We start from the raw sequence: 13,264 nt of genomic DNA, 5'->3' as shown, positions 1-13,264 counted from the left end.
TCAGGCCTTCCAACCGGGGAAGCCCTGAATGGCGACCAGGGTGGGGCGGGGCGTGCGGCTGCCGGGCGCGGCGGCAAAGTTGGAGGTCAGCTTGTCCAGGCTTTCGGAGTCCTCGCCGGGGTGCTGGATAGACACGAACAGCGTCTTGCCGTCGGGCGACCAGACCGGGCCGGTCATCTCGGCTTCGACTGGGCCCACAGCGAAGCGGTACGCCTTGCCCGCGTTGGGGCCTTCGGTGGGCATGAAGAACATGGCGTTGTTGCCGTGGAAGTCCTTGATGGGGTTGCTGCCCAGGTCGGAGTTGTCGGTCACCATCCACAGGTTGCCGTAAGGGTCAAAGACCAGGTTGTCGGGGCTGGCAAAGCCGGCGCTGGGGCCGCCGTAGGCGAACACGTCCCACTTGAAGCTCACGGCGGCGTGGTCACTGCCCACTTGAAGCTCACGGCGGCGTGGTCACTGCCCGCTTCGGTCAGGCGCACGATATGGCCGAAGTAGTTGCCGTGCTTGGAGTTGTTGGTCAGGGCAATGTACACGTCGCCGTTCAGCGGGTGAATCTCGATGTCTTCGGGGCGGTCCACCGGGGTACCGCCCACAGCCAGCGCGGCGGCGCGGGCGTCGGCCAGCACTTCGGCCTGGCTGCTGAACAGCGGCTTGTCGTCCTTCTTGGCTTCCTGCAGCTTCTTGTTCTTGTCGTAGTCCAGCAGAATCCAGCTGCCGTTGCCGAAGTTGGCGACATACAGGTCACCTTCGGCCAGCAGGTCACGGTCAGCGTTGCGGTCCCCGCTGATGGGGTTGCGGCTCACGAACTTGTACACACACGAATCCTGCATGTCGTCGCCCATGTAGCCCACGAAGCGGCCATCGGCGGTGCGGCCAGGAGCCACGTTCTCATGGCGGAAGCGGCCCATGCCGGTGCGCTTTTTGGGGGTCCAGGCGGGGTCAAAGGGATCGATTTCGGTGACCCAGCCCTGGTGCATGGCTTCGTAGCCACTGTCAGGCCAGGCTTTGGTGTAGCCGTCCACGTTTTCTTCGCAGGTGAGCAGGGTGCCCCAGGGCGTCTGGCCGCCCGAGCAGTTGCCCACGGTGCCCTTGACCGTGGTGGCTCCCTTCACGGCCTCCGAGCCGCGTACCGGGCCGGTCAGTTCGATGTCGGCCAGGCCGTCCACGGCGCGGTTTTTGGCGTCCTTGACCACTTTCCACTCGCCGCCCTGCTGGCGCACGCGCACCACGCTGACACCCATGGCCCGCTTTTCCTTTTCGATGTTGGCGGGGGTGCGCTCCTCGGTGCCCAGAAACAGCGAGTTCACGTACTCGTGGTTGATGGTGAGGTAAGCGTCGGTGCTGCTGTGGCCGCCTTCGAGCATGTCTGCCGGGAAGTAGCCGATAAAGTCATGGTTAAAGCCGATGGTGCGGCCATCTTCGGTAAATTCTTCGCCCCAGGGGGCCAGAATCTGGTAGCGGAAACCCGGCGGCAAGGTGATGGCGTCGGCGCGGGTCGGCTCGATGGGGCGGAAGGGCGGGTAGGAGCGGGCATTTTCGCGGGGCGTCACGCCCAGCGGTGCGCCGTTGTTGGCAGTGGTCACACCGCTTTGCTGGGCCTGCGCGAAGCTGACCGGCAGGCTGGCCGCAGCAGCGGTGGCCGCTGCACCCGCAATCGCCGTGCGGCGGCTGATTCGGGTCTCCAGCAACTGGTGCCAGAACGAGCGCTTTTCGTGGGGCTGCTCAGGGTGATGAGACATGCGCTTAGCCTGCGGGAACCCTGTCAGGCTGTGGTCAGCTGGCCGCCGCGCAAGAGGTGCGGGGGTTCAGCTGCCTCAGCCGGGGGGCCGCTGCCGCTGCTAAACCTCGAACGTCAGGGGCCGGACCTGCAAAAACTTGCCACTTTCCCGCAGAGCCTGGGCTGCCGCTTCGGGCAGGGGTGCGTCCAGATAGATGATGGCAATCGCGTCGTCCCCCTGCGCCGAGCGTCCCAGCGTGAAGTTGGCGATGTTCACGCCCAGGTCGCCCAGTGATGTGCCCAGCGACCCGATCACGCCCGGCACGTCGCGGTTGCGGGTGTAGAGCATGTGCTGGCCCACTTCAGCGTCCAGGTTGATGCCGCGAATCTGAATAAAGCGCGGTTTGCCGTCGCTGAACACGGTCCCGGCCACCGAGCGCTCGCCGCTCTCTGTGGTCACGTCCAGCCGGATGAAGCCCCCCAGGCTGCCTGCTTGCTGCGCGCCTGCCTGGTCCTGGGTGGTGGTGGCGACCTGGATGCCTTTCTCGCGGGCCATCAGTGGGGCAGAAACCATGTTGGCGTCAGGGTTGCTGGGCTTCATCAGGCCCGAAATCAGCGCGGCATTCAGTGCGCCCGTGTTCATGCCAGCCGCGACTCCGTCGTAGGTGATGTGGAGCGCAGACATCGGCTCCGCCACCATTTGCCCCACAAAGGCCCCCAGGTGACGTGCCAGATGAATCCACGGTCCCATCCGCGCCGCTTCCTCGGCGGTCACCGAGGGCATGTTCAGCGCGTTATGGACTGCGCCGCTCAGCAGGTAGTCGGACATCTGTTCGGCCACTTGCAGCGCCACGTTTTCCTGCGCTTCGGTGGTGGCTGCGCCCAGGTGCGGCGTCACGACCACGCCCGGCAGCCCGAACAGGGGCGACTCGGTGGCTGGCTCCTGCGCGAACACGTCCAGCGCCGCGCCAGCAATGTGGCCCGACCCAATCAGCTCGGCCAGGGCGTCTTCGTCAATCAGGCCGCCCCGCGCCGCGTTGATGATCCGCACGCCTGGCTTGGTGCGCTGCAAGTTCTCACGCGACAGCAGGTTGCGGGTTTTGTCGGTCAGCGGCACATGCAGCGTGATGAAATCGGCGCGGGCCAGCAGCTCATCCAGCTCTACCTTGCGCACGCCCAGTTCCAGCGCCCGCTCCTCGGACAGGAAGGGGTCATAGGCGATGACTTTCATGTGCAGCCCCCGCGCCCGGTCCGCCACAATGGAGCCGATGTTGCCCGCACCGATCAGGCCCAGCGTCTTGGCGGTCAGCTCCACGCCCATAAAGCGGTTTTTTTCCCAGCGCCCCGCGTGGGTCGAGGCACTCGCTTCGGGCAGTTGCCGCGCCACGGCGAACATCAGCGCGATGGCGTGTTCGGCGGTGGTCACGCTGTTGCCAAAGGGCGTATTCATCACGATGATGCCTCGCCTGGACGCCGCCGCGATATCCACATTGTCCACCCCGATTCCGGCGCGGCCAATCACCTTGAGCCGGGCCGCCCGTTCGAGCAATTCCGGGGTCACGCGGGTGGCCGAGCGAATCGCCAGGCCGTCATATTCACCGATGATTTCGGCCAGGCGGGCGGGGTCCTTGCCTAGCTCGGGCTGGTAGTCCACTTCTACGCCACGGTCACGGAAAATCTGAACAGCAGTTTCCGACAGGGCGTCGGATACAAGAACTCTGGGGGTCATAAGCACTCCTTTGGATGGGGAAGAGGGGCGCAGGCTCAGGCCTGGGCAGCCAGCTCGGTATGAAAGGCGTAGTCAATCCAGGGCAGCAGGGCCTGGACGTCTGACGTGTCTACCGTCGCCCCACACCAGATGCGCAGGCCCGCTGGGGCGTCGCGGTAAGACCCCAGGTCGTGGCCCACGCCTTCTGCGTCCAGCCGCTTGGCGATGGCCGCTGCAAAAGCGTCCGCGTCCCGGATGCGCTCATCGGTAAAGCGCAGGCACACCGAAGTGGTGGAGGCGGTGGCCGGGTCGGCGGCGAGATTGGCGACCCAGTCGCGCTCGGCGGCCCAGTCCGCCACAGCCTGCGCGTTGGCCTGGGAGCGGGCGATCAGCGCGGGTAGCCCGCCCACCGACTGCGCCCAGCGCAGCGCAGCCAGATAGTCCTCGACGCACAACATGGAGGGGGTGTTGATGGTTTCGCCCCGGAAAATGCCTTCTATCAGGCGGCCCCCCTGGGTCAGACGGAAGATTTTGGGCAGCGGCCAGGCGGGGGTATAGCTTTCCAGCCGCTCCACAGCCCGTGGTGACAGCACCAAGATGCCGTGTCCACCTTCGCCGCCCAGCACTTTCTGCCAGGAAAAAGTCACAGCGTCCAGCCGCTCCCAGGGAAGGTCCACCGCAAAAGCCGCTGAGGTGGCGTCGCAGATGGTGAGGCCCTCCCGGTCCGCAGGGATCAGGTCGCCATCCGGCACCCGCACGCCGGACGTGGTGCCGTTCCAGGCAAAGACCACGTCGTTGCTGAAATCCACGGCTGCAAAGTCCACGATTTCGCCGTAAGGGGCGCGGCGTATGGTGGCGTTCAGGCCCAGTTGCTCGGTCACGTCCGCCGCCCAGCCTTCACCGAAGCTCTCCCAGGTCAGCACCTCTACGCCGCGTGCGCCCAGCAAGGACCACAGCGCCATCTCGACAGCTCCCGTGTCCGACGCAGGCACGATGCCGATGCGGTAGTCCGGCGGCACGTGCAGCACGTTACGGGTAAGCTCTATCGCCTCGGCCAGCCGGGCCTTGCCAGGGGCCGAGCGGTGCGAACGGCCCAGTGGGGCACCGCTCAGCAGGCCCAGATGGAAACCTGGAAACTTGGCGCAGGGGCCAGAAGAGAAGTTGGGATTGGCGGGCCGCACGGCTGGGCGTAAAGGGTCTTCCATAGTCAGTTATAAACATACGCTCGCTATACGCGCAACCTGTCTCGTGGCCGGGTGACACCCTGTCAGGGTTGACAGAAGTTTGTTGCAGCCGGGACTTGTCTGACCGTCAGGCAGTAGGCTGGGCAGACTTATGTATACGGCCACCCTGCTGACCGCGCCTTCCCATCCTTCTTTGAGTGCCGAGCGGGCCGGGGCACTGCTGGACCGCTGGCAGGGCCACGGGCTGCGCTGGCTATCCCCTGGCGAGGCCGCCGAATTCGAGCTGGCGCATTTGCCAGGGGACTTCTGGGCGGTGTGGGCCGAGTTACAGGCCCAGGGCATAGACCTGGCCGCTCAGCCCAGTGAAGGCCGGCGCAAGCGCGTGCTGCTGGCCGATATGGACTCCACCATGATTGCCCAGGAGTGTATTGATGAGCTGGCCGCGGCAGCGGGTGTGGGACCGCAGGTCGCCGAGATTACGGCCCGCGCCATGAACGGCGAACTGGACTTTGGCGGGGCCCTGCTGGCGCGGGTGGGGCTGCTGCGCGGCTTGCCCGAAAGCACCGTGGCGCAGGTGCTGACAGAGCGGATTACCCTCACACCGGGCGGACGCGAGCTGGTCGCCACCATGCGGGCACACGGAGCTTATGCGGCGCTGGTATCGGGGGGCTTTGCGGCCTTTGCTGAGGGGGTTGCGGCGCAGCTGGGCTTCGATGAGTACCGGGCCAACACCCTGCTGACACAGTCTGGGCGGCTGACGGGCGAAGTGGCCCACCCCATTCTGGGCCGCCAGGCCAAAGTGGAGGCCCTGCTGGACATCACCGCCCGGCTGGGGCTGAGGCCGCAGGACGTGCTGGCCGTCGGTGACGGGGCCAACGACCTGGACATGTTGGGGCTGGCCGGCGCTGGTGTGGCCCTGCATGCCAAACCCGCCGTGGCGGCGCAGTGTGATCTCCGCATCCACCACGGCGACCTGACGGCGCTGCTGTACCTTCAGGGCTACGCCAAGAGCGAGTTTGTCTTTTCGTAAGTTGCACTTGATGGGGAAGACCCCCGCCTGCACGGGGAACACGCCTCCATTACGGTTTTGAATGCCCCGCTCAGCGGAACATCCCCGCCTACACGGGGAACACGGACAGCACCGGGTGGGGCACTCACTCGACACCGGAACATCCCCGCCTACACGGGGAACACACTTCCGGTGGAGTGGTTCTCTCGTGGTTGTACGGAACATCCCCGCCTACACGGGGAACACGGGGCGTGCCCTGGCGGCGGGCGGCACGGCCACGGAACATCCCCGCCTACACGGGGAACACCTCAGATTGCGCGAGGATTTCGCCGCCCGCCTCGGAACATCCCCGCCTACACGGGGAACACCCGTGACCCTGCGCTGGGCGAAATCGTCTCCACGGAACATCCCCGCCTACACGGGGAACACGTGCCAGGGATGTCTCCGCACCTGCCTAGGCCCGGAACATCCCCGCCTACACGGGGAACACGCCAGCGCACCGGGTAGCGCCGACAGCGCCGATGGAACATCCCCGCCTACACGGGGAACACATACCCTGGTGAGTCTGTAACTCACACCTGGTCGGAACATCCCCGCCTACACGGGGAACACCGCGACGCGGCGTTCGATCGCCTCATGTGTCTCGGAACATCCCCGCCTACACGGGGAACACTCTAGCTTCGGGGGCCCAGGGGATGGTGTGTGCGGAACATCCCCGCCTACACGGGGAACACCGTATCGAAATTCATCACGCGGGCGCGGACGCCGGAACATCCCCGCCTACACGGGGAACACGGACTGCTCACCGTGCACCTGGCCCTGCGTGACGGAACATCCCCGCCTACACGGGGAACACTTCTAGCTGGTCGGCTATCCAGTGGCGCTGCTCGGAACATCCCCGCCTACACGGGGAACACCGAGAAATCAGAACGATTGCCCGCAGCGTGGACGGAACATCCCCGCCTACACGGGGAACACACTTCACCAGCACGCACTTCTGGCCAGTTCTGGCCCTTCTGGTCTGACCGCAGGGCCTGGATATAGCACACATTTTCATAGAGCGCAGGCCTGGGCCTGAGGCGCAGTGTAGCGCCTTTGGTGCGGATGTCATGTTTAGACGCGGTGCGCCTCCAGAGTAACGGTGTCGCGAGAGAAAACCCCCACCACAGCGGGGTTTCAGCCCTCACCGGCTGCGCGGCTTACGCCACGACACCGTTTCGTCCTGGCCTTCCTCAGCGCAGTGCCGAGTGTCCTGCACGCTCCACACACCCCGGCGGGTGCGTGGGAGGGCGGCCTATGCGCGGCCACCGTGCCGCTGACCTCTGGAGGTCCACCCATGTTCCATGCCCTGTTCCGTTTTGCCCTGCTCGCCCTGTGCCTTTCCAGCTTGCCCGCTTCGGCGGCGGGAGACGCTGTTGCCCTGGGCGACGATGTCAAGATTACCGGCGGCGGCACCGGCTGAAGTTTGGTCGGCCCGCAGCGGCTCCCAAGTCCGGCGGTGTGCTGGGCGGGGGAGCCGCCGCTTTATGCTGAGCGTATGTCAGGGACAGAGGGGGAGCGGGACGCGGGCGTCAGCGCTGCGGAATGGGAAGCGTCGGTACAGGGGCTGCTGGAGGTAGGCCGGGCAGAAGAAGCGCTGCGGACCCTGACGCGCGCCGCCCGGCAGGTGCAGGGGTCCGCCCGAATCACGGCGCTGCTCGACTTGCTGGGGCAATTTCCCGATCAGGTTCGCCAGCAGCCCGAAGCCCAGAGCGTGCGGCTGCGGCTGCTGGGGAACCTGCCGGGTGGGGCCGGAAAGGTGCGCTGTGAGGTGCAAGCGGCGCTGGATCAAGGCCTGGACTGGCCCTGCCTGCACGCTTATCTGGCCTGGTCCCTCAGCCAGCACGAAGAAGACGGCGCGGCTCTGGCGGCCTCCGAAGCGGCGCTGGCACGGCAAGGCGAGCTGACCGAGTTCGAGCAGCTGCTGGTCTGGCGCTCACGCGGGCAGTCGCTGGCGCGGCTGGACCGGCCCGGCTGGGCCGAGGCGTTTGCTCAGGCCCTGACGCGCTGCACGGGCCGGGCCCGGGGCATCACCCTGATGGAATGGGGCGCCGTGCTGTCGCGGACCGGCGACCAGGCCGGAGCCATGACCGCCTTTGCCCAGGCGCACGAGCTGCTGCGCCATGATCCCTTGTGCCCCTGGCCACTGAACAGCATGGGCCTGATCTGCCTGCACGCCGCCCGGCTGGACGAGGCCGAGCGGTATTTTGCGGACATGGCGCGGGCGCAAAAGGGGAGCGCCGTCTTTCTGAGCCGCGCCCTGTCTGGGCAGGCAGCGGTGCGGCGGGTGCGCGGCGAGTGGGCGGCGGCCCGGCATCTGTACAGCCAGGCTGAAGAGGCGGCCCTAAGGGCCAGTGATGAGGATGATCTGCGTCAGGCGCGGCGTGGGCGGGGGCACACCTGGCGGCTGAGCGGCCACCCGCTGACCGCATTGGATGACCTGACCCGCGCCGCGCAGAGTGTAGAGCAGGAGCGGGAGCAGGAAGAATCTTGGGTGTACGCCGACATCGCCGCCGCCCTGGTCGCGCTCCCCTCCCTGGACAGTGCCAGGGTGCTGGACGCCCTGAGCCGCACCGGACCGCTGGGCCGGGAAGACCGCGACCGGGTCACGTTGGTCCGCGCCGAGTTGGCCCGGCGGCAGGGCGACGAGGGAGAAGCCCTGGCGCTGCTGGGCACGCTGGACCGGAGTCTGCTGTGGGTGCGCGAAGAAGCCCACGCCTTCCCGGACCTGTTTGGCCTCCTGGCGCTGGATCAGCGGCCTGCCCCGCTGCGCGACACAGGGCGGCTGCAGGTCAGCGTGCGGGCGCTGGGCCGCCCCGAAGTGCGCGTGGGGGCCAGACGCACCGAAGTGCCTCCCCAGGCCCTGTTGGTGTTGGTCGCCTTGCTCGAAGGCCGGGGCGAGTGCAGCAGCGACCTGCTGACCGAAGTGCTCGATGACCAGCGTCCCCGCTCACTGCGGCAGGCCAAGCAGCGGGCGTCCAAAGCGGTGGCGGCCCTCCGAACGGCGCTGGGCTGGCCGGACAGTGTGCTCTCGGCGCAGCGGGGCTACCGCCTCTCGCCGGATGTGGACTGGCACTACGACGTGGCGCAGGCCCAGGCGGCTGGGGAGTCGCTGGCCGACGCCGAGTTCCTCAGTGGCCTAGACTTTGCCTGGGTGACGGACCGTGAGCAGGAGTTGCGCCAGAAAGACGCAGATTTTCTGGCCTGAGTGGCCTGTGCGCTGTGGGGTGACAGCCGGGCGTCACCCGGCAGGCAAAGTGGCTGGCATGGGCGATCCACTCCCGACGCAGCTTCCCCCTGTTTCCGACAGCTGGGGTGATCCCGATCTGAGCCCCAAGCGCGCCAACCGCCAGGCCAAGACCTGGGATAAGGCCCGCCGCCTGACCGAAATCCCACGCGAGCTGGCGTCGCGGCACCGCACGGCGGCCCAGCTGGCTGAGCAGTTCGGGGTGGGTATCCGCAGTATTCAGCGCGATTTGGAAGCCCTGGAAGAAATGGGCCATGCCATCACCTTCAAGCCTCACAGCTCGCCACGCGCCTACTGCATTGAGGAGCGCGGCCAGGGGCTGACCCCACCCGAAGCGTTGGCCGCATTTACGGCGCTGCGGCTCGCCTACCATCAGTCGCCGGGCCAGAACCGGCACGTGCGCGAAACCCTGGACAAAATTGCGCGGATGTTGCCTGCTGAGCTGCGGCACACCCTGAATGATTCGGTGGTGGACAACGGCGCGGCCCAGCTCGGTGAGCGCGACTTGGAGCGGGTGTCACAGGCCTGGCTGGAGCGGCGGGTCCTGCGCTTTGACTATCAGCGGCCCAGCGGTGAACTGGAACGCGAGAACGAACTGTGCGTGTACTTTATCGAGATCAGCCGGACCAATCTGGCCCCCTACGTGATCGGATTGGAGCAAAAACGGCGGCGGGCAGTGCGCACTTTCAAGCTCTCGCGGATGCTGAATTTGCAGGTGCTAGACAGCGATTACCAGCCTGATCCCTGTTTTGACCCCCGCACTTTTCTGAGCGATGCTTGGGGCGTGATCGGGGGCGGAGCGCCCATCACGGTGCGCGTGCGCTTTACACCAGACGCCGCTTACCGGGTGCTGGAAGGTGGCTACCCCAACATGCAGTACTGGCAGCTGGCAGACGGCAGTGTCGAGGCTGAGTTCTGCGCCGGGGCCGATGCCAGCGGCCTTCCCCGCGAGCTGATGCCCTTCTTGCTGGGCTGGGGACCACGCGCCGAGGTGCTGTCGCCCCCGCATGTGCGCGAGCACTGGCTCGCGGAGCTGCGCGAGGCCGTGCGGCGCTACGGCAGCGACTCGTAGACCAGGCCGAGCTCGGGGTCAAGGCGCACACGCACTTTGCCGAAGTCGCGGTGCCCGGCGGTCAGGTCGAGCGGCTGCACATCACGCAGGAGGGGGTGCGTCTGCCAGCCCCTATGGCCGCTGCCCAGCCCGTGCGGCCACAGGTCGCCGCGTTCGGCGGCAGCCACCAGCTCCCAGCGCGCCACACCCAGTGAGCGCTGGTAGATGCGCTTGGCCGTTTCCGTGTCTCCCTTTTGAAGAGTCTGGTGCTGGGTGACCAGTTCCGTCCAGGGTTCATTTTTCGGCTGCATGGCCCCCGGCGGTGGGCACACCACCCAGACCCCATCGGCCCGCTGCCTGACCGGAACCAGTCGCACGCTCTTGTCGCCCAGCCGGGTGCGCGGGAAGTCATCTTCTCCGGCCAGGGCGTCGTCGTTCACGCTCTCGGTGTCGGGTTCTTCCGGGTGGCGGTGCAGGGGCGTGGACCAGAATTCGTCCGGCAGGCCGATGTGGGCAGACCGGCCCTTGGACTCCAGCCCCTCACGCACGCTGCGGAGTTGGGCCTCGGCGCGTTCAACCGCTTCGCGGCGCTCGTCAGGCAGGTCGTGCACCGAACCGGGCGCTCCGTACACCTCCTGCACCAGCGGGTCCAACTCGTCCGGGAGGGTGAGCCCAGCGCGGCCCTGAAGCGTGCGCCAGGTGCGGTACAGCAGCGCGGGGGCATAGACGCGGCCCCACGCTTCGGCCTGCATCGCTTCGGCGGGCCACGCATCCAGGCCGGAGACATACAGCACAGGCTGGGTGTGCCCACGCCGACTTTCGGGCGGGCGGGCATGTCGGTGCAGCCGCCCGGCCCGCTGGAGCAACAGGTCCACTGGGGCCAGGTCGGAAATCATCACGTCGGCGTCAAAATCCAGGCTTTGCTCGGCCACCTGCGTGGCAATCAGGATGAAGCGCTCCGGGCGCAGGCCGCCCTTGCCCAGGTACTTGAGCACGGCTTTTTCCCGGTGCTGCCGCTCGTCGGCGGGATAGCGGGCGTGGTAGAGCAGCACGCCCAGCTTCTCTGCGCCCTTCGGCCCGCCTGCTGTGCAGGTTTGTGCCGCAATTCCCTGTTCCCGGAGCAGCCGCACCACTTCGCGCTGCACCTGTTGTGCCCGCTGCACCGTGTTGACGATGATTGCCGCGCAGCCGCCCCCTACAGTGAGGTCCACCGCTTGCCGCGCCACCGCCTCGGTGCTGCTGGCAAGGGGCCGCAGAGCAATCTGCTGCGCAGGGCGGCTGCGGTTGCCTGCCGCGTCGGTGGCCGGGACAGTGCCTGACGTGACCGCGCCCGCCTGCGTCGCCACCATCTGCGTCGCCACCGTCCAGCGCGGGTAGGTCGCGGCGTCAGGAATATCTGCTGCGCCCCAGGCGGCCAGCAGTCGGCGGCGGCTTTCGTCCGGCAGGGTGGCCGACATGATGACCACGCTGGACCCCAGCGCCCGCAGCCAGGCCACCAGCGCGGCAATCAGTTCGGAGGTGTAGGTGTCGTAGGCGTGAACCTCGTCCAGCACCACCACACGGTTGCCCAGGCCCCACAGCCGCACGAACTGGTGCGACACCCCCAGTACCCCCAGCAGCGCCTGGTCCACTGTGCCCACGCCAAATTCGTCCAGCAGCGCCCGCTTGCGTGAGGTGAACCATTCCTCCACGCGAACGGCGGCCACCGAGTCGGCGCTCTCCGAGTCGGTATTGGTGCGGTAAAACAGCTGCGTATTTGTCACACGCTCCTGAAATTCGTCGTTCAGCAATGTGCCCCCGTGCGCGAGCTGGATGCTCACGGCTTTTTCGGACCCCTGCGCCCGCAGGAACTCCACCAGCCGCCCGAACATGGCGCTGCCGGTGGCCTGGGTCGGCAAGGCCACATACAGCCCCCGGTGCTGCGCTGCGTGCTGAAGCTGAAGGTAGGCGTACAGCGCCGCTTCGGTTTTGCCCTCGCCCATCGGCGCTTCGACCAGCACCAGTGCGGGGCCGCTGGCCTGCGCCAGAGCCCCGGCCAGTGCGGTTTGCAGCGGGCGCGGCCTGAAGTCGCCTCCCGCCAGATACCCGAAGGCCTCCTCCAGCGGCGGCAAGTGTGGGTGCAGGGTAGAGAACTGCGGCCAGTGGACCTGTTCGCGCAGCACTTCGCGGGCCTGCGCCCTGGCCCTGGCAAAGTAGGCGGCTGGGTCCACGTAGGCAGAAAAGTCCGTCTGTGTGGGCAGGGGAAAGCTGCTGCCCAGCCAGTCGGCAAAGCTGGTCAGACCTGCCAGGCGCATAAAGGCGGGGGCGGAGAGTTCGGTCACGGTGGGCACGGCAGTGTACTCGGCCCCGACGGCCCGGCACACCAGGCGGCACAGTTCGCGGCGAACTTTTTCCCAGCCCACACTGCCCTTTTGGGCTTCAGCCAGGTCAAGTTGCCGGGTATCTTCCACCCGGAACCCGTGGTGGCAGCCCACCGCATCGGCCACCTGTTTGGTCAGTGCTGCACTCCACCCGAGGGACTGGAGGAACGCGGGCAGCAGGGCCTCCGTTGCCACACCGTGCGGCGTATACGGCTCCCGGAGCAGTTCAGAAAAGTTTAGCCGTGTGTCTACCTCCGCCTTGCCGCCGGGCCAGAGCACCTGAAAGGCCGGACTCGCCTTGCCCAGGTCATGCAGCGCGATGAGTGCCAGCACCCAGGGCAGCCCCTGCTCCCGGCTCAGGCCCAGGTCGGCGGCCATCTGTGCGCCCACCTGCGGCGGTTCCAGTTCCAGAATCTCGGCGGCGCAGGCGGCCACATTCAGCAGATGTTCCAGCACGCCGAGCTTGACCTCGCCGGGCTGGCGCGGACTTTTGGCCCACAGAGAAGCGGTGACCTGCGTCACGGGCGGCAAATTGGAGAGGGTCATGCCGCCAGCCTAGACCGGAGCTGTCGTCAGGCTGTCACCGGATAATTGCTGGACAAAAGAGACTCATATAATTTGCGCTTCTCTAGCATCCGTCTGGAGGAATTGCTAGGGTGGAAGCTCCTCGCCAAGCGGGGATGACCCGTACCATAGCGGAGAACATAGCGCTGTGTATGATTTCCCCTTGCTGGAGGGGATTTTTTGCTTTATCCCAATCTCAAGGCCTAGGCGAGCTTTACTACTCACATAGTAGGACCAAGTACCAAAGCGCTGAACACAGCGCTTAACTTCTAGTGAGATTGTGCTTTTAATGTAGATGTAAGAAAGCCCTGCCCCGCGAGTACCAGTCGGGGGGCGATTAGGGGCCTTACGGCAACCGAATTGTGATTGGATTGCTCCGTCAGTT

Annotated in this window: 9 protein-coding genes and 1 CRISPR repeat array; of the genes, 4 read left to right on the top strand and 5 right to left on the bottom strand. The window is 66.6% G+C overall.

The window, feature by feature from the left end; translation table 11 throughout:
• From IE158_RS13690 to IE158_RS06200, 4 genes are all read right to left on the bottom strand, one after another.
• Nucleotides 1–432 carry an alkaline phosphatase PhoX gene (locus IE158_RS13690; protein WP_268248062.1) on the bottom strand — a complete coding sequence of 144 codons (432 nt, stop codon included), beginning with the start codon at nucleotides 430–432 and terminating at the stop codon, nucleotides 1–3.
• Complete coding sequence (locus IE158_RS06210; protein WP_268248061.1) at nucleotides 408–1,739, bottom strand: PhoX family protein; 1,332 nt, start codon at nucleotides 1,737–1,739, stop codon at nucleotides 408–410. Before IE158_RS06210 ends, IE158_RS13690 begins: the two co-directional genes overlap by 25 nt.
• A gap of 99 nt (nucleotides 1,740–1,838) precedes the next feature.
• Nucleotides 1,839–3,446, bottom strand: a complete 1,608-nt coding sequence (gene serA, locus IE158_RS06205; RefSeq protein WP_189642798.1) for a phosphoglycerate dehydrogenase — start codon at nucleotides 3,444–3,446, stop codon at nucleotides 1,839–1,841.
• A 35-nt stretch (nucleotides 3,447–3,481) separates the two neighbouring features.
• On the bottom strand, nucleotides 3,482–4,630 hold the full coding sequence (locus IE158_RS06200) for a phosphoserine transaminase (protein ID WP_189642797.1): 1,149 nt from the start codon (nucleotides 4,628–4,630) through the stop codon (nucleotides 3,482–3,484).
• Between the two features lie 130 nt (nucleotides 4,631–4,760).
• On the opposite strand from IE158_RS06200, the gene serB reads away from it, so the two are divergent.
• The 4 genes from serB (at nucleotide 4,761) to IE158_RS06180 (ending at nucleotide 9,976) form a co-directional block, all read left to right on the top strand.
• On the top strand, nucleotides 4,761–5,639 hold the full coding sequence (gene serB, locus IE158_RS06195) for a phosphoserine phosphatase SerB (RefSeq protein ID WP_189642796.1): 879 nt from the start codon (nucleotides 4,761–4,763) through the stop codon (nucleotides 5,637–5,639).
• 13 nt (nucleotides 5,640–5,652) lie between these two features.
• Nucleotides 5,653–6,596: direct repeats of the CRISPR family, unit length 29 nt; unit sequence CGGAACATCCCCGCCTACACGGGGAACAC.
• Between the two features lie 163 nt (nucleotides 6,597–6,759).
• Nucleotides 6,760–7,080, top strand: a complete 321-nt coding sequence (locus IE158_RS06190; RefSeq protein ID WP_189642795.1) for a hypothetical protein — start codon at nucleotides 6,760–6,762, stop codon at nucleotides 7,078–7,080.
• Between the two features lie 75 nt (nucleotides 7,081–7,155).
• Nucleotides 7,156–8,865, top strand: coding sequence for a tetratricopeptide repeat protein (locus tag IE158_RS06185; protein WP_189642794.1), 1,710 nt, complete (start codon nucleotides 7,156–7,158; stop codon nucleotides 8,863–8,865).
• A 58-nt stretch (nucleotides 8,866–8,923) separates the two neighbouring features.
• A complete protein-coding gene (locus IE158_RS06180) occupies nucleotides 8,924–9,976 on the top strand; it encodes a helix-turn-helix transcriptional regulator (RefSeq protein WP_189642793.1) in 1,053 nt (350 codons plus the stop codon).
• Here the strand turns inward: IE158_RS06180 and cas3 are convergent.
• Nucleotides 9,958–12,861, bottom strand: coding sequence for a CRISPR-associated helicase Cas3' (gene cas3, locus IE158_RS06175; RefSeq protein WP_189642792.1), 2,904 nt, complete (start codon nucleotides 12,859–12,861; stop codon nucleotides 9,958–9,960). The genes IE158_RS06180 and cas3 overlap by 19 nt on opposite strands.
• Nucleotides 12,862–13,264 lie beyond the last annotated feature (403 nt).

This window comes from Deinococcus piscis, assembly GCF_014653275.1.
Classification (GTDB): domain Bacteria; phylum Deinococcota; class Deinococci; order Deinococcales; family Deinococcaceae; genus Deinococcus; species Deinococcus piscis.
The sequence above is the reverse complement of the archived record's forward strand: the minus strand, read 5'-3'. Positions and strand labels throughout refer to the sequence as shown.

Bases quoted from the DNA above. Each gene is read 5' to 3' on its own strand.
- IE158_RS06210 (WP_268248061.1), bottom strand. From the start codon at position 1,739: ATGTCTCATCACCCTGAGCAGCCCCACGAAAAGCGCTCGTTCTGGCAC.
- serA (WP_189642798.1), bottom strand. From the start codon at position 3,446: ATGACCCCCAGAGTTCTTGTATCCGACGCCCTGTCGGAAACTGCTGTT.
- IE158_RS06200 (WP_189642797.1), bottom strand. From the start codon at position 4,630: ATGGAAGACCCTTTACGCCCAGCCGTGCGGCCCGCCAATCCCAACTTC.
- serB (WP_189642796.1), top strand. From the start codon at position 4,761: ATGTATACGGCCACCCTGCTGACCGCGCCTTCCCATCCTTCTTTGAGT.
- IE158_RS06185 (WP_189642794.1), top strand. From the start codon at position 7,156: ATGTCAGGGACAGAGGGGGAGCGGGACGCGGGCGTCAGCGCTGCGGAA.
- IE158_RS06180 (WP_189642793.1), top strand. From the start codon at position 8,924: ATGGGCGATCCACTCCCGACGCAGCTTCCCCCTGTTTCCGACAGCTGG.
- cas3 (WP_189642792.1), bottom strand. From the start codon at position 12,861: ATGACCCTCTCCAATTTGCCGCCCGTGACGCAGGTCACCGCTTCTCTG.